Source organism: Mycobacterium vicinigordonae, assembly GCF_013466425.1.
GTDB lineage: Bacteria > Actinomycetota > Actinomycetes > Mycobacteriales > Mycobacteriaceae > Mycobacterium > Mycobacterium vicinigordonae.
The window spans coordinates 439,021-463,637 of the sequence record NZ_CP059165.1; the positions used below are offsets into that span (position 1 = coordinate 439,021).

Annotated in this window: 1 protein-coding gene; it reads left to right on the top strand. The window is 66.1% G+C overall.

What is annotated here, in order from left to right; genetic code table 11:
• The gene (locus H0P51_RS02025; protein WP_180916408.1) at positions 1–24,615 is read left to right on the top strand and encodes a non-ribosomal peptide synthase/polyketide synthase; all 24,615 of its coding nucleotides are present in this window, start codon (positions 1–3) and stop codon (positions 24,613–24,615) included.
• Positions 24,616–24,617 lie beyond the last annotated feature (2 nt).

Consider the following 24,617-nt stretch of genomic DNA (forward strand, 5'->3'; position numbering starts at 1 on the left):
ATGAATTTTGACGACAATGCACTCCCGCTGACACGCGGACAGCTGGACATATGGCTTGCAGAAGAGACCGGCCGCTTCGGCGCTAGGTGGCAATTGGGCGTGCTCGTGCGGTTCGCGGGCCCCATCGATCCCGATCTATTCGGGGCCGCCGTCCGTCAAGCGGTGAACGAGGCCGAGCCGCTCAGGGCGGTATTTTACGAATCGGACGGTCAAGTTTTCCAAAAGATAATTGACAATCCTGAGGTCGGCATCCTCCGTTATGATCTGACCAATTGCCCGAATCCTGCCGAAGAAGTGTCGCGCCTGGCATCGGATATTCAACGTACGGCGCTGCCACTTACTGGTCCATTATTCAAATTCGCGTTGCTCCAGACGCGAACGGACGAGTTCTATTTCTTCGTGTGCTGTCACCACATCGTGGCAGACGGCGTCGGCCTCGGCCTGGCGCTCCATCGTATTCCAAGCGTCTACAACGCACTTATTTCCGGTGAGTCAATTCCGCCAACTTTTTTCATGCCGCTGCGGGATTTGATCAAGAGTGAATTAGACTACCAAAACTCGGATGAATACCTGGATGACCGCGCGTATTGGACTGAGCACCTTCCGCCGGCAACCGAGCGCAGTTCCCGCGCGGCCGACGCCGCACCCGCACCAGACTTGGATCTGTCCTCGCTTCCCCTCCAGTTGGACCCGACCGCAGTTGCCCGAATTGACCATCTGGCGCGGAATTTGGGGATGCGCCGGTCATCGGTGATCACTGCGGCCTGTGCGCTACTGGCCCATGGCTCCGACGCTGCGGGCCCCGAGGTTGTATTTGATTTCCCGGTAAGCAGACGGGTGCGGCCGGAGACAAAATTGGTGCCCGGGATGGCTTCCGGAGTGGTCCCGCTGGTGTTGAAGACTGAGCCAAAGTTGACAGTTGTCGAGTTTTGTCGGCACGTCGACAGCAGGATCCAGGAAGCCCTGCAGCACCAGCGATTCCCGGTACACCTTATCGAGAACAAGGCAAGCTTTCGGGCCTCGGATCAGGCGTCGAATCGCGTAGCGCTCAATTTCTTACCTACCACCCATCTCGCGGACCTGGGTGGCACTGCGGCATTCGCCACATTGACCCACGACGGCCTCGGGGATCAGTTCCGGCTGGTCTTCTTCAGAGACGAGGGACAGCTTTTCCTCTGTACCCCGGGTACCGGGCAATTGTTCTCCAATTCTGGTCTCCGCGACTTGGTACAGCGCTTGGAGCGAATATTCATCGCGATGGCCGCCGAACCGGCGCGGACGCTGTCCTCCGTCGCTCTGCTCGATGAACTCGAGTTGACCGCGCTGAACAAGTGGGGCAACTGCGAGGTATGCGCGGATCCTTCGACCGAGCCGTCGATTAGCGCGCTGTTCGCCGATCAGGTACTGCGTAGCCCCGAGGCGGTCGCCGTCAGCCACAACGGCCGCTGCATGACGTATCGGGAACTCGATGCAGCCGCCAACCGCCTGGCGCATCTGCTGGTCGGCCGCGGCGCAGGACCCGGCGAGCGGGTGGCGTTGCTGTTTGACCGGTCCGCCGAGGCGATCGTGGCGATAATGGCCGTCCTCAAAACAGGGGCGGCGTATCTGCCGATCGACGCGGCGGTGCCTGCTAGCCGAATGCAGTTCATGCTCGACGATGCGAAGCCGCTGGCGGCCATCACCACGGCCGAACTTGCCGAACGGTTGGCTGGGCAAGCCCTGTCGGTCATCGAGTTCGGCGATCCCGCGGTGCAGAACCAACCCGCGACGGCGCTACCATCGTCCAGCCCGGACGATATCGCTTATCTCATCTACACCTCGGGCACCACAGGTGTCCCCAAGGGCGTAGCAATCCCGCACCGCAATGTGACTCGGCTGCTAGCCGCGCTGGATGGCTGCCTGGAGCTCGCACCGGCGCAGGCCTGGACTCAATCGCACTCCCTGGCGTTCGACTTCTCGGTGTGGGAGATCTTCGGTGCGCTGCTGCACGGCGGGCGCCTGGTAGTGGTGCCGGAATGGGTGACACGATCGCCGGAAGACTTTTACGCGCTACTGGTTGCCGAACGTGTCAACGTTCTGAGTCAGACCCCGTCGGCGTTCTATGCGCTGCAAGCAGTCGACGCGGCACAACCCAACGTCGAGCCTGAGCTTTGCCTAGATGTGGTGGTTTTCGGCGGTGAAGCGCTGGAGCCGCAACGCCTTGAACCGTGGCTGAACGATCATCCGGACTCGCCGCGGATGATCAACATGTACGGCATCACCGAGACGACCGTGCACGCCTCATTCCGCGAGATCGTGATCGACGATGTCGGCGGCAGCGGCAGCCCGATCGGGGGGCCGCTGCCCCATCTCGGCTTCTTCGTCCTGGACGAGTGGCTTCGACCTGCGCCCGCTGGAGTCGTTGGCGAACTCTATGTAGTCGGTGCCGGTTTGGCCTACGGGTACGTGCATCGGACCGGTTTGACCGCAACGCGGTTTGTGGCGTGCCCGTTCGGCGGCGCCGGTGCGCGTATGTATCGCACCGGGGACCTGGTGTGCTGGGGACCCGATGGGCAGCTGCAATATCGCGGTCGCAGCGACGAGCAGGTCAAGATCCGCGGCTACCGCATCGAGCTCGGCGAAGTGCAAGCCGCGCTGGCCGCGCTCGACGGCGTGGAGCAGGCGGTGGTGCTGGTCCGCGAGGACCGCCCCGGCGACAAGCGACTGGTCGGGTACGCGACGGGGTCCGCCGACCCCGCCGTCACGCGAGCTGCGCTCGCCGAGCGGCTGCCGTCGTACATGGTCCCGGCCGCGGTGGTAGTGCTTCCCGCGATGCCGTTGACCGTCAACGGCAAACTCGACAAACGGGCGCTTCCCGCGCCGGAGTACCGGGACGTCGATCATTACCGCGCCCCCTCCGACGCGATCGAGGAGATCCTGGCGGGCATCTACGCCGAGGTGCTCGGCATCAACCGGGTCGGCGCCGACGAGTCGTTCTTCGAGCTGGGCGGCGACAGCATCCTGTCGATGCAGGTTGCCGCCCGAGCCCGCGCGGCGGGACTGGTATGCCGTCCGCGCGACATCTTCGTTGAGCAGACCGTGGCTGGCCTGGCCAGGGTTATCGGGCTGGCCAGTGATGCTGCCGGTATAGCCGACGAAGGCCTGGGGCCGGTGGCCGTCACCCCGATCATGCGGTGGCTACACGATCTGGACGGGCACGTCGACGAGTTCAACCAGACGTTGCTGCTGCAGGCTCCACCGGGTGCGACCGAGACCGACGCGGTGGTCGTCCTGCAAGGCTTGCTGGATCACCACCCGATGCTGCGGCTGCGCGTGGGGGACGACGGCGCTGGGGGTTGGTCGCTGACCGTTCCCGCCGCCGGTTCGGTGGACGCGCGCGGGTGCGTGGAGTCGGTCGAGGCGTTGACCGACGCGGTGGTGGTGGCGGCGCGATCGCGATTGAATCCGGTGGCCGGGGCGATGCTTCGCGCGGTGTGGGCAAACGCGACCGCTCAACTGGCAGTGATCATTCATCACCTCGCCGTTGACGGGGTGTCGTGGCGCATCTTGCTGGATGACCTCAACATGGCCTGGGGCCAATATCGCGGTGGAGATGCCATCGTTCTACCCGCCGCCGGCACGTCGTTTGCGCGATGGTCGTCATTGCTGTCGGTGCATGCTCTAGATCCCCGAGTGGTAGCCCACGCGGCCGCGTGGCGCCGGGTGGCGGCTGTTCCTGCGGTGCTGCCCGCACCACGCGCGGAACTGGATAGTTATCGAAGCGCTGGGCGGTGGTCGGCGCGGTTGGACGTCGAGACCACCCGCATGTTGCTTGCCGAGGTACCCGCGGCATTCCACGCCGGTGTACACGACATCTTGTTGATCGCGTTCGGGATGGCGGTTAACCAGTTGTGGGGCAGCGGTCACGCGCCGGTGGCTATCGACGTCGAGAGTCACGGGCGTGCGGAGGAATTGGGCGCTGCGGTGGACCTGTCCCGCACGGTGGGGTGGTTCACCGCGAAGTATCCGGCGGCGATGGCTTTCGGCGGGCTGTCCTGGGCACAGGTGGTAGCTGGTGATGCGGCGCTGGGCGCGCTGGTCAAATCTGCCAAGGAGCAGTTGCGGGCCCAGCCGGATCCGTTGACCTACGGCTTGCTGCGTTATCTGAATCCCGAAGTCGATCTTGGGTCGGCTGACCCGCCGATCGGATTCAACTACCTGGGCCGCCTCGGCGCCGCCGCAAGTGCTGACCAGGGCGCCGACGTCTGGCGGGTCTGCCTGGATGGCCTCTCGGTCAACGGTGTCGCCGCGGCGGTGCCAATCCGGCTGCCGCATACCGTCGAGCTCAACGCGGTCACCCTCGACACCGACACCGGTGCGCATCTGCAAGCCGACTGGACCTGGGCACCCTCGGTGCTCGACGAGGCCCGGATCAGTCAGCTCAACCGACTTTGGTTCGACGCCCTGACCGGCATTTGTGCGCACGTGCGACGCGGCGGGGGCGGTCTGACCCCGTCAGATATCGCCCCGGTCGGATTGAACCAGCAGCAGATCAATGAGCTGAACCGGCAATTCCCGATCGCCGATGTGCTGCCGCTGACGCCCGTGCAGCAGGGACTGCTCTTCCACGCCAGCACCACACCCGGGACCGGCAACGACGTCTACGCGATGCAGCTGGATATCGCGTTGACCGGTCCGCTCGATGAGCCTCGGCTGCGCGAGGCGGTGCACACGGTGGTCAACCGCCACCCGAACCTGGCGGCCCGGTTCCGCGCAGATTTCGACGAGCCGGTGCAGGTGATCCCCGCTGATCCAGAAGTGCCCTGGCGTTATATCGAATCGGGACCAGGCGACGATATCGAGCGAGTGTGCGCCGCCGAGCGTGCCGCGGTCTGCGACCTCGCCCGTCAGGCGCCGTTGCGCGCCGCCCTGATCCGCACCGCCGCCAACCAGCACCGATTCGTACTCACCGCGCACCACATCGTGCTCGATGGCTGGTCGATGCCGCTCGTGCTGCAGGAGATCTTCGCCAGCTATGCCGGGCGGCGGCTGCCCCCTCCCAGTTCATTTCGGCGGTTCGTCACCTGGCTGGCGCAGCGGGATCGCGCGGCCGCTCGGGAGGCATGGCGCGAGGCGTTGTCCGGCTTCGCCACGCCCACCCTGGTGGGTCCCGCGGGCCGGGTTCAGCAGGGGCGGCGCGGTGTCGAATCTTTTCGGGTGCCCGAGCCCACTACGCAAGCCTTGGGCGAGCTGGCGCGCTCGCACCAGACCACGGTCAACTTCGTGTTGCAGGCCGCCTTCGCACGATTGTTGTGCTGGCTGACCGGTCAACATGACGTTGCTTTCGGCACCACGGTGTCCGGCCGGCCGGCTGACGTAGCGGGCTCGCACTCGATGATCGGCCTGATGATCAACACGGTGCCGGTGCGGGCGACGGTCAGCCCGGGCACCACCACCGCCGATCTGTTGGCTCAGCTGCAGCAGGCCCACACTGACACCCTCGAGCACCAGCACCTGGCGCTCAGCGAAATCCACCGCATCGCCGGGCAGGACCAGCTGTTCGACGCGCTCTTTGTGCTCGAAAACTATCCGCTCGACACCGAGGCCCCGCTGGGCATCGACGGGTTGGCCGTGACCGGGTTCAGCTTCCGAGAATCCAACCACTACCCGCTTGCCCTGCAGGCCTTGCCCGGAACCGAGCTGGGCCTACGCGTCGAATACGACATGGACGTGTTCGACCTGGCCGGTATCGAAGTGCTGTTCGAGCGTTTCACCCGGGTGCTGGCGGCGATGTCGGCCGACCCTCGGCTGCCGCTGTCCTCGCTGGACTTGCTCGACGCCGCGGAGCGCACCTGCCTCGACACCTGGGGCAATCGGTGGGCGCTGAGCCAGCCACCCGCGCAGGAGACGATTCCAGGCCGATTCACCGAACAGGTGGCGCGTACACCCGCGGTGGTTGCGCTTACCTGCGGCGACCGGTCGATGACGTACCGCGAACTCGACGAGTCCGCGAATCGGTTGGCACATCTGCTGGCGAGCCGTGGCGCCGGTCCGGGCCAGACTGTGGCGCTGGTGTTCACCCGGTCGGCTGAGGCGATCGTCGCGATTCTGGCGGTACTCAAAACGGGCGCGGCATACGTGCCGATAGACCCGGCACTTCCGGTACCACGTATCCGGTTCGTGCTCACCGATGCCGAGCCGATCGCCACCGTCACCACCGCGGCGCTGCACCCGCGACTGGACGGATGTGACACATCGGTCATCGTCGTCGACGACGCTGCCGTTGAGCGGCAGCTCGACAAGCAGCCCAGCACCGCATTGCCGGGGCCAAGTCCCGATGACGTCGCCTACCTGATCTACACCTCAGGAACCACCGGTGCGCCGAAAGGCGTGGCCATCCAGCACCGCAACGTGCCGGGGCTATTCGGGCCGGATGGCGCCACACGACCATCCGGACCGGGTGGAGTGTGGACGCAGTGGCATTCGTACAGCTTCGACGTCTCGGTGTGGGAGATCTTCGGTGCGCTGCTGTATGGCAGCCGACTCGTCGTTGTGCCCGAAGCAATAGCCAGCTCCAGCGAGGACTTCCGCGCTTTGCTGATCGCCGAGCGCGTCACCGTGCTGAGTCAAACGCCCTCGGCCGCGGGGATCCTGTCGCCGGACGGGCTGGAAAACGCGGCACTGGTGGTGGCCGGCGAGGCCTGCCCGACCGAACTGGTGGATCGGTGGACGCCGGGGCGGGTGATCAACGCCTACGGCCCCACCGAGGCAACGGTTTATGCATCGATAAGCGCTGCGCTGCAAGCAGGTTCGAGGGTCGCGCCGATCGGTGCGCCGGTGTCTGGAGCGGCGTTGTTCGTGCTCGACGCGGCGTTGCGGCCGGTGCCGGTGGGGGTGGTGGGTGAGTTGTATGTGGCGGGTCGCGGTGTGGGGCTTGGGTATGTGGGTCGGGCGGGGTTGACGGCGTCGCGGTTTGTGGCGTGTCCGTTTGGTGGGTCCGGGGTGCGGATGTATCGGACTGGGGATTTGGTGCGGTGGGGTGCTGATGGGCAGTTGGTGTATTTGGGGCGTGCTGATGAGCAGGTGAAGATCCGTGGGTATCGCATCGAGTTGGGTGAGGTTCAGGCGGTGTTGGCGGGGTTGGCTGGTGTGGAGCAGGCGGTGGTGGTTGCTCGGGAGGATCGTCCCGGGGATAAGCGGCTGATCGGCTACATCACTGGGGGTGCCGACGCGGGGCAGCTTCGCGTGCAGTTGGGTGAGCGGTTGCCGTCGTACATGGTGCCGGCGGCGGTGGTGGTGTTGGAGGCGTTGCCGTTGACGGTGAACGGCAAACTCGACCGTCGCGCCTTACCGACGCCGGACTACCACGACACCGATCACTACCGTGCCCCCACCAACCAGCTCGAGGAAATCCTGGCCGGTATCTACGCCGAGGTCCTCGATATTGATCGGGTCGGAATCGACGACTCGTTCTTCGACCTCGGCGGCGACTCGTTGTCGGCGATGCGATTGGTCGCGGCGACGAACAAGACACTCCGCGCCGGTTTGTCAGTGCGCATGTTGTTCGACGCGCCCTCGGTCGCTCAGTTGGCGCCGCACGTCGGGATAGGTCGGGATGGCCTTGAGCCGTTGGTGGCATTCGAGCGGCCCGAGGTTTTGCCGTTGTCGTTTGCGCAGTCGCGGTTGTGGTTCATGGACCAGTTGCAGGGTCCTTCGCCGGTGTACAACATGGCGACGGCATTGCGGATTGTGGGGGCGCTTGATGTTGCGGCGTTGGGTGCGGCGCTGTCCGATGTTGTTGGCCGGCATGAGAGTTTGCGCACGGTGTTCCCGGCGGTGGAGGGGATTCCACACCAGGTGATTGTTCCCGTCGAACGAGTCGAGTTCGGTTGGGATGTGGTGGATGCCACGGGGTGGACGGCGGCGAGCATGCGGGAGGCGATCGCTTCGGCGGCGCGGTACACGTTTGATTTGTCTGCCGAGATTCCTTTGCGGGCAAGGCTTTTGCGGGTAGATGACCAGGAGCACGTGTTAGTGGCGGTGATGCATCACATCGCCGCCGACGGCTGGTCGATCACCCCCTTGATTGCTGACCTGGCGGTGGCCTACGCGAGCCGATGCAGCGGGCAGGCCCCGCAGTGGGGTGAACTACCCGTCCAGTACGCGGATTACACGCTGTGGCAGCGCACGCAGCTGGGTGACCTCGACGACGGCGAGAGCCGGATCAGCGCGCAGCTGGCCTATTGGCAGGACGCGCTGGACGGGATGCCCGAGCATCTGGTGTTGCCCACCGATCGGCCGTATCCGCCGGTAGCGGATCAGCGTGGCGCCAAGTTAGACGTGGGATGGCCCGCGCAACTGCAGCGGCAGATCGCCCGGGTGGCCAGCGAATACAACGCGACCAGCTTCATGGTGGTACAGGCCGCGCTGGCGGTGCTGCTGTCCAAGCTGAGCGCGAGTTCTGATGTGGCGGTGGGCTTCCCGATCGCCGGGCGGCGGGATCCGGCGCTGGACGAGCTGGTCGGGTTCTTCGTCAACACAATGGTGCTGCGGGTCGAGCTGGCCGGGGATCTGACAGTGGCCGAGTTGCTTGCGCAGGTGCGGGCCCGCAGCCTGGCGGCCTATGAGCATCAGGATGTGCCGTTCGAAGTGCTGGTGGAGCGGCTCAACCCGACGCGGTCACTGACCCATCATCCACTGGTGCAGGTTGCGTTGGCCTGGCAGAACGTCCCGGGTCACGACAACAGCGCTCCCGCCGCGGCCCTGCGGTTGGGGGATCTGGTCGTTACCGAGCTGCCGTTGGACACCCAGACCGCCCGTATGGATCTGAACTTCTCGTTGGCCGAGCGGTGGACCCAAACCGGCGAGCCTGCCGGGATCGGCGGGACCGTTGAGTTCCGCACTGACGTCTTCGATTCCGCCACTATCCAAACCCTGGTGGAGCGGCTGCGATTGGTGCTCGCAGCAATGACAGCCGATCCGGCCGCCCGCCTCTCGGCGATCGATGCGCTCGATGGCGATGAACGCACGCACCTCGACGCGCTCGGCAACCGGGCGACGCTGACCCGGGCTGTCACGGCACCGGTCTCGATCCCGTCATTGTTCGCCGAGCACGTGGCCCGCACCCCAGACGCAACAGCGCTGTGCTGCAGTGAGCGCACCTGGACATACCGCGAACTGGACACGGCCGCAAACCAATTGGGCCACCTGCTCAGTGGCAACGGGGTAGGGCCAGGGCAGTGCGTGGCACTGCTGTTCAACCGTTCCGCCGAGGCGATCGTGGCAATCCTGGCGGTGCTCAAAACCGGTGCCGCCTATTTGCCGATCGACCCCGCGGTGCCCGACGCCCGCATCGAATTCCTGCTCACCGACGCAGCACCGGTCGCCGCGCTCACCACTGCCGACCTTCGGCCGCGATTGGCCGGCTGCGATCTGCTCGTGATTGACATCGACGACCCAGCCGTCGCCGCCCAATCCGGCGCAGCACTGAACACGGCGAACCCCGATGACGTCGCCTACCTCATCTACACGTCGGGCACCACCGGCGTCCCCAAAGGCGTGGCGATTACGCACCACAACGTGACCCAATTACTGAGTTCCCTCGAGGCCGGCCTGCCGCGCCCGGGGGTGTGGCCACAGTGCCACTCGTTGGCCTTCGATGTCTCGGTGTGGGAGATCTTCGGCGCCCTGCTGCGCGGCGGCCGGGTGGTAGTAGTACCCGAAGCGCTGACCGCTTCTCCCGAGGACTTCCATGCCTTGCTGGTTCGCGAGCAGGTCAGCGTGCTCACCCAGACTCCTACTGCAGCAAGCGTTTTGCCCATCGAGGGGTTGGAGTCGGCGGCGTTGGTGGTGGTCGGGGAAGCCTGCCCGCCCCAAGTGGTGGATCAATGGGCGCCCGGCCGGGTGATGATCAACGCTTACGGCCCCACCGAGACGACGATGTGTGTGGCGATCAGCGCGCCCCTGGTGCCCGGGCAGGGGGTGCCGATCGGGTCCCCGGTCGATGCGGCTGCGCTGTTCGTACTGGACGGCTGGCTGACGCCGGTGCCAGTCGGGGTCGTCGGGGAACTGTACGTGGCGGGTGCAGGACTGGCGTACGGCTACGTGCACCGGAGCAGTCTGACCGCGGCGCGGTTTGTGGCGTGCCCGTTCGGCGGCGCCGGTGCGCGCATGTATCGCACCGGGGACCTGGTCTGCTGGGGACCCGACGGGCAGCTGCAATATCGGGGTCGCGCCGATGACCAGGTCAAGATCCGCGGCTACCGCATCGAGCTTGGCGAAGTCCAGGCCGCGCTGGCCGCGCTCGACGGTGTACAGCAGGCCGCGGTGATCGCTCGCGAGGACCGCCCCGGCGACAAACGACTGGTCGGCTACATCACCGGCACCGCGGACCCGGCCGCGATCCGTGCCGAACTGAGCGCATCCCTCCCGTCTTACCTGGTGCCCGCTGCGGTGCTGGTGCTGGATGCGATGCCGTTGACGGTCAACAACAAGCTTGATGCTCGTGCCTTGCCGGCGCCGGATTATCAGGATGGTGAGCGGTATCGGGCGCCGGGTGATGCGGTGGAGGAGGTTTTGGCCGGTATTTATGCCCAGGTGTTGGGGTTGGAGCGGGTCGGGGTGGATGACTCGTTTTTCGATCTGGGTGGCGACAGCATTTCCTCGATGCAGGTGGTGGCCAGGGCGCGGGCGACGGGTTTGGTGTGTCGTCCGCGGGACATTTTCGTTGAGCAGAGTGTGGCGCGGTTGGCGCAGGTGGTTGGGGTGGTTGGGGGGCGGGTTGGGTCGGTTGAGGATGGGGTGGGGCCGGTGGTGGCCACGCCGATCATGCGGTGGTTGCGCGGTGTGGCGGGTCCGGTGGATCAGTTCAACCAGACGATGGTGGTGCAGGCTCCGGCGGGGGTTAGTGAGGCTGATGTCGAGGTCGTGTTGCGGGCTTTGGTGGATCACCATGGTGCGTTGCGGTTGCGGGTGCAGGATGCGGGGTCTGGGGAGTGGTCGCTGAGTATTCCGGAGCCGGGTTCGGTGCGGGTGTCGGTGTTTACGGTGCCGGTGTTGTCCGAGGAGGCGGTCGGTGCGGCCCGGTCCCGACTGGATCCGGCCGGCGGGGTAATGCTCAGCGCACTGTGGGCGGCATCCACCCACCAACTGGCAGTGCTCATCCACCATCTCGCCGTCGACGGCGTCTCGTGGCGGATCCTGCTGGACGACCTCAACATCGCCTGGGCACAACACCAAGGCGGGCGCCCGGTGGCGCTGCCCATTTCTGGGACATCGTTCCGGCGCTGGTCGTCGCTGCTCACCGAGCACGCGTCAGATCCGCAGGTGGTCGCTCAGCTGGCCGCATGGCGAGAGATCGCGCAGACCCCCGAGGTGTTGCCGGCGGTGCGCGCCGAGCTGGACACCTACCAAAGCGCGGGGCGGTGCTCGGCGGAATTGGACGTCGAGACCACCCGCTCGTTGCTTGGTGAGGTGCCCGCGGCGTTCCACGCCGGTGTGCAGGAAATCTTGTTGATCGCGTTCGGGATGGCCGTCGCGGAGTGGCTAGCCGGGGGCAGCGCACCGGTGGGCATCGACGTCGAGGGTCACGGGCGTGCGGAGGAGTTGGGCGCCGAGGTGGATCTGTCCCGCACGGTCGGGTGGTTCACCGCCAAATATCCGGTCTCGCTGCGAGTCGGCGGCCTGCCCTGGGGACAGGTCCTGGCCGGGAATCAGGCGCTGGGCGCCCTGGTCAAGGACGCCAAGGAGCAGTTGCGCGCGTCGCCTGATCCGTTGACCTACGGGCTGCTGCGGTATCTGAACCCTGCCGTGGAGCTGGAAGCGGCCGATCCGCGGATCGGCTTCAACTACCTCGGGCGGTTGGCCGCCGACCCGGGTACCGGGTCCGACGACGCCTGGCGGATCTGCTCGGATGCGTTGTCGCTCATCGGTATTGCCGCGGCGGTGCCGATGGCGTTGCCGCATGTCGTCGAACTCAACGCGGTGACCGTAGACACCGAGGTCGGCCCGCGCCTACGAGCCGACTGGACGTGGGCACCCTCGGCGCTCGACCACGGACGGATCAGGCGGCTGAGCCGACTCTGGTTCGAGGCACTCGCCGGGATCTGCGCGTACGTGCACAACGGCGGGGGCGGTCTGACCCCGTCGGATATTGTCCCGGCCCGACTCACCCAGCGACAGATCGACGAACTGCACCGACAGCACCCGATCGCGGATGTGCTGCCGTTGACTCCGGTGCAGCAGGGGCTGCTGTTCCACGCGAGCACCGCGGTGGCTAGTGACGACCTGTACGCAGGGCAGCTGGATATCACCCTGGCCGGGCCGCTTGAGGAGCGCCGGCTGCGCGCGGCGGTGCATGCGGTGGTCAACCGGCACCCGAACCTGCTAGCCCGGTTCTGCGCACAATTCGACGAGCCGGTGCAGATCATTCCCGCGCATCCCGAAATGCCCTGGCGGTACCTCGAACTGCACGGCGACGACCCGGACGAGCAGATCGAGCGGTTCTGCGCCGCCGAGCGCGCCGCGGTCTGCGATCTTGCCGGCCAGTCTCCGTTCCGCGCCGCCCTGATCCGGGTCGCGGCCGACCGGCACCGATTCGTGCTGACCAATCACCACATCGTGCTAGACGGGTGGTCGCTGCCGATCTTGCTGCAGGAGATCTTCGCGTGTTACCAGGAGCAGCGGCTACCCACCCCCGCACCGTATCGCGGCTTCGTCACCTGGCTGGCGGAACGCGACCTCGAAGCCGCCCACGCCGCATGGGGCGAGCTGCTCGCCGGGTTCGACACCCCGACACTGGTCGGGCCGTTGGACCGGCTGGGGCTCGGCCGGCGCGGCATCAAGACCTTGCAGGTGCCCGAGCAGACCACGCTCGCGCTAGTCGAGCTAGCCCGCTCCCGTCGCACCACCGTCAACATCGTGCTGCAGGTCGCCTTCGCGCGGCTGCTGTGCTGGCTCACCCGTCAGCACGACGTCGTCTTCGGCACTGTGGACTCGGGCCGGCCGGCGGACCTGCTCGGCGCGGATTCGATGGTGGGCCTGTTGATCAACACCGTGCCGGTGCGGGCGACGTTCACGCCGGACACCACCACCGCCGACCTGCTGGACCAGTTGCAGGCGGCGTACAACGACACCCTCGAGCACCGTCACCTGGCACTCAGTGAGATCCACCGCCGCACCGGCCACGAGCAGCTTTTCGACACCCTTTTCGTCTACGAGAACTACCCGATCGACTCCGCCGCGCCGCTCGACGACCAGCAACTGAAGGTCGCCGATCTTGCGTTCCGCGAATCCACCCACTACCCGTTGACGGTGCAGGCTGCTCCGGGCCGCGAACTGAGTTTCCGCATCGAATACGACATCGACGTTTTCGATGAAGCCAGCATCCGGGCGCTCACCGATCGACTGGCGAAAGTGCTGGTGGCGATGGCCACCGATCCATGGCGATCGCTGTCTTCGGTGGATCTCCTCGACGAGGGTGAGCACGCCCGGCTAGACGAGTTCGGCAACCGGGGGGTGCTGGCCGACCTCCCGAAGACAGCGTCGGTGCCGGCGTTGTTCGGTGCACAGGTGACGCGGGCACCCGAGGCGGTGGCCGTGGTCTGCGGCGAGAGGTCGTTGACGTACCGGGAATTGGACGAGGCGGCCAACCGGCTGGCGCACTTGCTTGTCGCGCACGGGGTGGGCCCGGGCGAGCGGGTAGCGCTGATGTTCCCGCGGTCGGCCGAGGCGATCGTTGCGATTCTGGCAGTGCTCAAGGCGGGCGCCGCCTATTTGCCGATCGACCCCGCGCTGCCCGCCGTCCGCGTCGAGTTCATGCTGACCGACGCCACCCCGATCGCCGCCGTCACCACCGCCGACCTGGCGGACCGGTTCGACGGTCACCCGCTGCTGGTCTTCGATGTCGCCGACCCCGCCGTCGAGGCGCAGTCCAGCGCCGGGCTGCCGGAACCGGCGCCGGATGACATGGCCCACATCATCTACACCTCGGGAACGACGGGACTGCCCAAGGGGGTGGCCGTCACCCAGCGCAATGTGACGCAGTTGTTCGACTCGTTGCAGATCGGCGTGCCGCTGGAACCGGGGCAGGTGTGGACCCAGTTCCACTCCTATGCGTTCGACTTCTCGGTATGGGAGATCTGGGGCGCATTGCTCTACGGAGGCCGCCTGGTGGTGGTGCCGGACGCGGTGACCCGGGCACCGGACGACTTTCACGCCCTGCTGCTCCGCGAACAGGTCACGGTGCTGACGCAGACCCCGTCCGCGGTTGGGGTGCTGCCGGTGCAGGGCCTGGATGCGGCGGATCTGGTGATCGGCGCGGAACCCTGCCCGCCGGAGTTGGTGGACCGCTGGGCGCCGGGGCGGGTGATGGTCAACGTCTACGGCCCGACTGAAACCACCATGTGGCTGTGCGCCAGTGCGCCGCTGGCGGCGGGTTCGGGATCACCGCCGATTGGGTCGCCGGTCGCGTGGGCGGCGTTCTTCGTGCTCGACGGCTGGCTGCGCCCGGTGCCCGCGGGGGTGGTCGGGGAGCTGTACCTGGCCGGCGCGGGCGTCGGCATCGGATATTGGCGCCGATCTGGGTTGACCGCGTCGCGGTTCATGGCGTGTCCCTTCGGCGAACCCGGAACGCGGATGTATCGCACCGGAGACCTGGTGCGCTGGCGCGCGGATGGACAGCTGGACTATCTGGGCCGCGCCGATGAGCAGGTCAAGATCCGCGGCTATCGCATCGAGCTGGGCGAGATCCAGTCGGCGCTGTTGGGTCTGGACGGCGTCGAGCAGGCCGCGGTGATCTCCCGCGAGGACGAGCGGGGCGGCAAACGCTTGGTTGGCTACATCACCGGAACAATCGACCCGGTCAAGGCGCGCCTTGCTCTCGCCGATCGGTTGCCGGCGTACATGGTGCCGACCGCGGTGGTGGCGATGGACGCACTGCCGGTGACAGTCAACGGCAAACTCGATATCCGGGCATTGCCCGCGCCCGACTATCACGACACCGAGCACTATCGCGCGCCGGCCAGTCCCACCGAAGAGATCTTGGCCGGCATCTACGCCCGGGTGCTGAATGTGACACGCGTCGGGGTGGACGATTCGTTCTTCGACCTGGGCGGGGATTCGCTGTCCACGATGCGCTTGATCGCGGCGATCAACAACAGCCTGGGCGCCGATCTGGCCGTCCGCACGGTGTTCGAGGCGCCGACGATTGCGCAACTGGCACCGCACATCGATGAGTGCGCCGAGGGCTTGGAGCCGTTGCTGGCCGGGCCTCGACCGGAGGTGCTGCCACTGTCGTTCGCGCAGAGTCGGTTGTGGTTCATCGACCAGTTCCAGGGGCCCTCGCCCATGTACAACATGGCGATGGCGCTGCGCATCACCGGAGCGCTGGACGTAGATGCGCTGGGTGCGGCACTGGCCGACGTCGTCGGCCGCCACGAGAGCCTGCGGACGGTGTTCCCGGTCGTGGCCGGCATCCCACGGCAACTGATCGTTCCTGCCGAGCAGGCCGCCGTCGGTTGGGATGTCGTCGACGCCGCCGGGTGTCCGGACGGCGACCTGCGGGACGCCATCGATGCGGCGACCCATTACGCGTTTGACCTGGCAGCCGAAATCCCGTTGCGGGCGCAGCTCTTCCGTGTCGGGGAGGATGAGCATGTGCTGGTGGCGGTGGTCCACCACATCGCCGCGGACGGCTGGTCGCTTGCGCCGATGATGCGCAATCTGGGCGAGGCGTACACGAGCCGACGCGCAGGTCAGGCCCCCGGCTGGTCGCCCTTGCCGGTTCAGTACGCCGACTACACGCTGTGGCAGCGGGCGCAGCTGGGTGACCTGGACGACACGAAGAGCCGGATCGCTGCGCAACTGAGCTACTGGTTGGGGGCGTTGGCCGGCATGCCCGAGCGCTTGCAGCTGCCTACCGATCGGCCCTACCCGAATGTTGCCGATCAGCAAGGCGCCAGCGTCCCGGTGGACTGGCCGGCTGAGCTGCAGCAGCGGGTGCGCGAGGTCGCCGGCGAGCACAGCGCTACCAGTTTCATGGTGATGCAGGCGGCCCTGGTGGTGCTGCTGTCCCGTCTGGGTGCGACTTCCGATGTGGCCGTTGGGTTCCCGATCGCTGGCCGCCCCGATCCCGCGCTGGACGAGTTGGTCGGATTCTTCGTCAATACCCTGGTGCTGCGCATCGACCTGGCCGGTGACCCCACCGTCGCCGAGCTGCTGGCCCAGGTACGGCGGCGCAGCCTGGCTGCCTACGAGCACCAAGACGTCCCGTTCGAAGCCCTCGTGGAGCGGCTCAACCCGACCCGGTCGTTGACCCATCACCCGTTGGTGCAGGTCGCGCTGGCTTGGCAGAACCTTTCTGGGCAGGCCGATAGCCCAGCCGGGTTTGCCATGGCGGATCTGCAGGTCGCTGAGCTGCCGGTCGACAGCAAGACCGCCCGCATGGATCTAACGTTCTCACTGGGGGAACGCTGGACCGAAGCCGGTGAACCAGCGGGAATCGGCGGAGCGGTGGAGTTCCGCACCGATGTGTTCGATACGGACAGCATTCTGATGCTGCTCGAGCGGTGGCGACGGGTGCTGTCGGCGATGACAGATGACACCAGTCGGCGGCTCTCCTCGATCGAATTGCTCGATGATTCCGAGCGCATCCGACTGGACGAATGGGGTAATCGCGGGGTGCTGGCCGCACCGGCACCCGCGCCGGTGACAATTCCGGCGTTGTTCGCGGGGCAGGCAACCCGGCTCCCGGACGCCGTGGCGATCAGCTTCGCCGGTCACCACATGACGTACCGCGAACTCGACGAGTATGCGAACGGGTTGGCGCACTTGCTCATCGCCCACGGTGTTGGACCTGGCCAACATGTGGCCCTGCTGCTGGATCGCTCCGCGCAAGCGGTCGCGGCAATGCTGGCGGTACTCAAGACCGGGGCGGCGTATCTGCCGATCGATGTTGCGCTCCCCGATGCCCGGATCGAATTCATCCTTACCGACACTGCGCCGACCGCGGTCATCACCAGTAGCGATCGGGCCGAACAGCTTGGCGGGCACCAGCTCTCGGTCGTCACGATTGACGACCCCGCTGCCCAACGCCGATCCAGCGCACCACTGACCACGCTTGATCCGGACGGCATCGCGTACGTCATCTACACCTCGGGAACTACCGGCGTCCCCAAGGGCGTGGCCATAACCCACCGCAATGTGACTCAGCTGTTGGGGCCGCGCGACGAGCATCTTGCTGGCGAAGTGTGGGCTCAGTGGCACTCGTACGCCTTCGACGCCTCGGTGGAAGAGATCTGGGGTGCACTGTTGCATGGTGGCCGGCTGGTGGTCATACCCGAGTCGGTGGCCCGGTCACCCGAGGACTTCCACGCCGCGCTGGTCGCCGAACAGGTGAGCGTGTTGAGCCAGACCCCGTCGGCGTTGACAATGCTGTCAACCGAGGGCCTGGACTCGATGTCGCTGCTGGTGGCCGGGGAGCCCTGCGCGGCCGAAATAGTGGACCGCTGGGCGCCCGGACGGGTGATGCTCAACGGCTACGGGCCGACCGAGACCACCATCTGCGCGTCACGCAGCGCGCCCTTGACGGGCGTCGCAGGCACTGCGACACCACCGATCGGTGCGCCGGTGTCTGGAGCGGCGTTGTTCGTGCTCGACGCGGCGTTGCGGCCGGTGCCGGTGGGGGTGGTGGGTGAGTTGTATGTGGCGGGTCGCGGTGTGGGGCTTGGGTATGTGGGTCGGGCGGGGTTGACGGCGTCGCGGTTTGTGGCGTGTCCGTTTGGTGGGTCCGGGGTGCGGATGTATCGGACTGGGGATTTGGTGCGGTGGGGTGCTGATGGGCAGTTGGTGTATTTGGGGCGTGCTGATGAGCAGGTGAAGATCCGTGGGTATCGCATCGAGTTGGGTGAGGTTCAGGCGGTGTTGGCGGGGTTGGCTGGTGTGGAGCAGGCGGTGGTGGTTGCTCGGGAGGATCGTCCCGGGGATAAGCGGCTGATCGGCTACATCACTGGGGGTGCCGACGCGGGGCAGCTTCGCGTGCAGTTGGGTGAGCGGTTGCCGTCGTACATGGTGCCGGCGGCGGTGGTGGTGTTGGAGGCGTTGCCGTTGACGGTGAACGGCAAACTCGACCGTCGCGCCTTACCGACGCCGGAGTATCAGGACATTGATCATTACCGTGCCCCGGCCAACCCGATCGAGGAGATCCTGGCCGGTATCTACGCCCAGGTCCTGGGATTAGAGCGGGTCGGAGTCGACGACTCCTTTTTCGACCTCGGCGGGGATTCGTTGTCGGCGATGCGTTTGGTGGCCGCGATTAATAGTGAACTCGGCGCTGCGCTGGAGGTGCGCGCGGTATTCGAGGCTCCCGCTGTGGCGCAGCTGGTTTCGCGGATCGGTGCGCAGACGAGGGTGCTGGAGCCGTTGGTGGCGGTGGGGCGGCCTGCGGTGTTGCCGTTGTCGTTTGCGCAGTCGCGGTTGTGGTTTTTGGATCAGTTGCAGGGTCCTTCGCCGGTGTACAACATGGCGACGGCGTTGCGGATTGTGGGGGCGCTTGATGTTGCGGCGTTGGGTGCGGCGCTGTCCGATGTTGTTGCCCGGCATGAGAGTTTGCGCACGGTGTTCCCGGCGGTGGAGGGGATTCCGCGGCAGGTGATTGTTGGTGTTGAGCGGGTCGAGTTCGGTTGGGATGTGGTGGATGCCACGGGGTGGACGGCGGCGGGGGTGCGGGAGGCGATCGCTTCGGCGGCGCGGTATGCGTTTGATTTGTCTGCCGAGATTCCTTTGCGGGCAAGGCTTTTGCGGATAGGTGAGCAGGAGTATGTGTTGGTGGCGGTGGTGCATCACATCGCTGCTGATGGGTGGTCGGTGACGCCGTTGGTGCGGGATTTGGGTGTGGCGTATGTGAGTCGGTGTGGGGGGCAGGTCCCGCAGTGGGCGCAGTTGCCGGTGCAGTATGCGGATTACACGTTGTGGCAGCGTGCGCAGTTGGGGGATTTCGAGGATGGTGGGAGTCGGATTGCTGCGCAGTTGGGGTATTGGCAGCAGGCGTTGGCGGGGATGGCTGAGCAGTTGGTGTTGCCGACGGATCGGCCGTATCCGGCGGTAGCGGATCAGCGTGGGGCTACGGTGGCGCTGCGGTGGCCGGCGGTGTTGCAGCAGCGGATTGCGCGGGTGGCCGGTGAGCATAATGCGACCAGTTTCATGGTGGTGCAGGCTGCGCTGGCGGTGTTGTTGTCGCGGTTGAGTGCGAGTTCTGATGTGGCGGTGGGGTTCCCGATTGCTGGGCGGCGGGATCCGGCGCTGGAGGAGTTGGTCGGGTTTTTCGTTAACACGTTGGTGTTGCGGGTCGAGTTGGCTGGGGATCTGACGGTGGCGCAGTTGCTGGGTCAGGTGCGGGCGCGCAGCTTGGCGGCGTATGAGTATCAGGATGTGCCGTTTGAGGTGTTGGTGGAGCGGCTCAACCCGACGCGGTCGTTGGCGCATCATCCGCTGGTGCAGGTGATGTTGGCGTGGCAGAACGTGCCGGGCCTGGTGGGTGGGGGCGTGGGGTTGGGTGATTTGCAGGTGACGCAGTTGCCGTTGGAGACCCAGACCGCGCGGGTGGATTTGAGTTTTTCGTTGGCTGAGCAGTGGACGTCGGCTGGTCAGCCCGCGGGGATCAGCGGGATCGTGGAGTTTCGTACCGATGTGTTCGACGTGGCCACGATCGAGGCTCTGCTGGGCAGGTTCGAGCGGGTATTGCATGCGCTGACCACTGATCCCGCTCAGCGGTTGTCGGCCATTGATGTCCTTGATCCCGATGAGCACACCCACCTCGATGTGCTCGGCAACCGCGCCGCGCTATCGGCACCCACACCCGCGGCCTCCATTCCGGTGTTGTTTGCCGAGCAGGTGGGTCGTAGTCGGGATGCGGTTGCGCTGACTGATGGGGGGTGGTCGTGCAGTTATGGGGAGTTGGATGCGGCTGCTGATCGGGTGGCGCGGGTGTTGGTGGGGTGTGGGGTGGGTGTGGGTGATCGGGTGGCGGTGTTGTGTGCGCGTTCGGCGGGGGCGGTGGTGGGGATTGTGGGGGTGTTGAAGGCGGGGGCGGCGTATGTGCCGATTGATCCGTTGGTGCCGGATGCGCGGTTGGATTTTGTGTTGGGTGATGCTGCGCCGGTGGTGGTGTTGACCACGGGTGAGTGGGTGGATCGGGTGCGGGGTCGGGGTTTGTTGGTGGTGGATTTGGGTGATGTGGAGGGGTTTGAGGGGGCGGCGTCGGGGGCGGTGTTGGCGGTGCCGGGTCCTGATGATGTGGCGTATGTGATTTACACCTCGGGTACGACGGGGGTGCCTAAGGGGGTGGCGGTTCCGCATCGCAATGTGGCGGGGTTGTTGGGTGCCGTTGATGGTGGGGTGGCGTTGTCGGCGGGGCAGGCGTGGACGCAGTGTCATTCGTTGGCGTTCGATTTTTCGGTGTGGGAGATTTTCGGGGCGCTGCTGCATGGGGGGCGGGTGGTGGTGGTGCCCGAGGCGGTGGTGCGCTCGCCGGAGGATTTTTATGCGTTGTTGGTGCGTGAACGTGTGGGGGTGTTGAGTCAGACGCCGTCGGCGTTTTATGCGTTGCAGGCAGTCGATGCCCAGCGTCCGGAGTTGGCTGGTGAGTTGGCTCTTGAGGTGGTGGTGTTCGGGGGCGAGGCGTTGGAGCCGCAGCGTTTGGGGTCGTGGTGGGCTAGTCATGGGCAGCGGCCGCGGTTGATCAACATGTATGGGATTACCGAGACGACGGTGCATGCGTCGTTGCGTGAGATTGTCGCTGCTGATGTTGAGGGTGGGGTCAGCCCGATCGGGGTGCCGTTGGCGCATCTGGGGTTTTTTGTGCTGGATGGGTGGTTGCGTGCGGTGCCGGTGGGGGTGGTGGGTGAGTTGTATGTGGCTGGTGGGGGGTTGGGGTATGGGTATGTGGGTCGGGCGGGGTTGACGGCGTCGCGGTTTGTGGCGTGTCCGTTTGGTGGGTCCGGGGTGCGGATGTATCGGACTGGGGATTTGGTGCGGTGGGGTGCTGATGGGCAGTTGGTGTATTTGGGGCGTGCTGATGAGCAGGTGAAGATCCGTGGGTATCGCATCGAGTTGGGTGAGGTTCAGGCGGTGTTGGCGGGGTTGGCTGGTGTGGAGCAGGCGGTGGTGGTTGCTCGGGAGGATCGTCCCGGGGATAAGCGGCTGGTGGGTTATGTGACCGGTGCGGTGGATGCGGCGGTGCTGCGTGCTGCGGTGGGTGAGCGGTTGCCGTCGTACATGGTGCCGGCGGCGGTGGTGGTGTTGGAGGCGTTGCCGTTGACGGTGAACGGCAAGCTGGATAAGCGGGCGTTGCCGGCGCCGGAGTATCAGGACATTGATCATTACCGCGCCCCGGCCAACCCGATCGAGGAGATCCTGGCCGGTATCTACGCCCAGGTCCTGGGTTTAGAACGGGTCGGAGTCGACGACTCCTTCTTCGACCTCGGCGGCGACAGCATCTCGGCCATCCAGGTGGTGCTGCGAGCCCGCGCCGCGGGTCTCACGGGCCGCCCGCGGGATATCTTCGTCCAGCAGACCGTGGCCCGGCTGGCTCGGGTTGCCCGGGTGATCAGCGAAGAAGAGGGTCCAGCCGATGAGGGCGTGGGTTCGGTGCTGGCGACGCCGATCATGTGGTGGCTGAGGAGCTTGGCGGGCTCGGTCGAGCAGTTCAATCAAACCGTGGTGCTGCAGGCACCTGCGGCCGTCACCGAGGCCGATGTCGAAGTGGTACTTCAGGCTCTGCTGGATCGGCATGCCATGTTGCGGTTGCGGGCCGAACCCGATGATGCCGGGGGGTGGTCGTTAGAGGCGCAGGCGGACGGGACGGTGCGGGCTGGCGATTGTTTGCTGGTAGTCCAGAAGTTGTCCTCCGATGTGCTGATTGCGGCGCGGTCGCGGTTGAATCCGGCCGCCGGGTCGATGCTGAGCGCAGTGTGGGCGGGTGCGACAGGCCAGTTGGCTTTGGTGGCGCACCATTTGGCAGTCGACGGGGTGTCATGGCGCATTGTGCTCGAAGACCTGAACATCGCGTGGTCTCAGCATCGGGGCGGGCAGCAGGTGTTATTGCCTACGACGGGCACCTCGTTTGCCAAATGGTCCTCGCTGCTGGCCGAGTACGCCCGTGATCCTCAGGTGGTCGGTCTGGCCCCGGTGTGGCGGCGGGTCGGGGCTATCGACGGGGCACTACCGGCGGTGCGACCCGAGCTGGACACGTTCACCACGGCCGAGTCGGCCTCGGAGCTGCTGGACGTCGAGACAACCCGGATGTTGCTCGGTGAGGTTCCGGCGGCATTTCATGCCGGCGTGCACGACATTTTGTTGATCGCATTCGCTTTGGCCTGGGCGCAGTTTTTGGGCGGGGGGCCGGTTGGGATCGACGTCGAAGGGCACGGACGCGTCGACGATCTGGGTGAGACCACTGAGGTCGACCTCTCCCGCACGGTGGGGTGGTTCACCGCGAAATACCCCGTGGCGCTGAACGTGGGGCGGTTGCGCTGGACGCAGGTCGTCGCCGGTGACGCGGCGCTGGGTGCAGTCATCAAAGACGCCAAGGAGCAACTGCGGGATCTGCCGGATCCGCTCACATATGGGGTATTGCGGTACCTGAACCCCGACGTGGATATGGCCGCCGCCGATCCATCGATCGGATTCAATTACCTTGGACGCCTTGGTGTTACGCCCGCCTATGCGGTCGGTGATGTCTGGCGGTTCAGCGAAGAGGGCATCTCGCTGGCCGGAGCCCTCGGGAGGGTGCCGATGGCGCTGCCCCACACGGTGGAGCTCAATGCGGTCACCGTGGACACCGACGCAGGACCGCTGCTCAACGCCAACTGGACGTGGGCGCCGTCGGCTGTGGACCGCACGGCGGTCACCCGGGTCAGTCGGCTGTGGTTTGACGCACTCGCCGGGATCTGCGCGCATGTCAGGCGCGGCGGCGGCGGCCTGACTCCGTCCGATGTTTTGCCGACGCGGTTGAGCCAGCAGCAGATCGACGAACTGTCCCAACACTCTCGCGTCGCGGACATCTTGCCGCTGACGCCGTTGCAGCAGGGCCTGCTCTATCACGCCAGCGTTGCGAGGGGCTTCGGTGACGATGTCTACGCAGTGCAACTCGCCGTCTCGCTCGACGGCCCGCTGGATCAGCACCGCCTGCACGAGGCGGTGCAGGCGGTGGTCGACCGCCACCCCAATCTGGTCGCCCGGTTCTGCGCACAATTTGACGAGCCGATCCAGGTCATTCCAGCTGATCCCGTCGTGCCCTGGCGTTACGTCGAACTCGAAGCCGACGCTGATCCCGACGAGCAGATCGAGCTGGTGTGCGCCGCCGAGCGTGCCTCGGTGTGCGATCTCGGGGACCAGCCGGCCTTTCGGGCGGCACTGATCCGTGTCCGGCACGACCGGCACCGATTTGTGCTCACGAATCACCACATCGTGCTTGACGGGTGGTCGATGCCGATCCTGATGCACGAGATCTTCGCCGGGTACCAGGGTAAGGGACTTCCGGCTGCCGCGCCGTACCGCAGTTTCATCGACTGGCTGGCCGAACGGGACTACGCCGCAGCCGCTTTGGCGTGGCGTGAAGTGTTGGCCGGATTCGACACCCCCACCCTGGTTGGCCCGCCGGGGCGGGTGGGCCGGGGAACGCGAGGGGTCGAAACGTACCGGCTGCCCGAGAAGCTCACGCGGTCCGTCGGCAAGTTGGCGCGCACGCACCACACCACCGTCAACGTGGTGCTGCAGGCCGCCTGGGCCATCCTGCTGACCTCGCTGACCGGTCAGCACGATGTGGCGTTCGGAACGGTCGTGTCGGGACGGTCCGCCGATGTGGTGGGCGCAGCGTCGATGGTGGGTTTGTTGATCAACACGGTGCCGGTGCGGGCGACGTTCACCCCCGCCACGACCACTGCGGACCTGCTGAAACAACTCCAGGACGCGCACAACCACACGCTGGAACACCAACACCTGGCGCTCCGCGATATACACCGCCTCGCCGGTCAGGCGCACCTGTTTGACACCGTTTTCGTGTACGAGAACTATCCGGTCGGTAGCACGACGCCGCCGGACCTCGACGGCCTGGCGGTCACCGGCTTCAGCAGCCGCGACTACTACCACTACCCGCTGACAGTGCAGGCCGGGCCGGGCCGGGAACTGGAACTTCGAGTTCAATTCGACACCGAGGTATTCGACCCGGTCAGACTCGAAACGCTGTTCTGGCGTTTCCAGCAGCTGCTGGTCGCAATGACCGGCCGCCCGACGCGATCGCTGTCATCGCTCGGTCTGCTGAATCGGGCCGCTGCGCGAAGCGCCGACCGGGACGCCTCGTCCGAGCCGACCACCGCGGCCCAGGCGCAGGATGCCGACGGCGGATACCAGCCCCCTACCACGCTGACCGAGCAGATCATGTCCGGGATCTGCGCCCAGGTCTTGGGAGTGGACCGGGTCGGCGTGAATGAGTCGTTTTTCGCCCTGGGCGGCGATTCGCTTTCGGCGATGCGAGCCATCAACGCGATCAACGCCGCGCTTGACCTGGATCTTCCGGTCCGCGCCCTGTTCGACGCGCCGTCGGTCCGACTTCTCAGCCAATATTCGGGTCGGGAGAGCTGATC

Excerpts from the sequence above, each read along its gene's own strand:
- H0P51_RS02025 (WP_180916408.1), top strand. The coding sequence starts at position 1 with ATGAATTTTGACGACAATGCACTCCCGCTGACACGCGGACAGCTGGAC.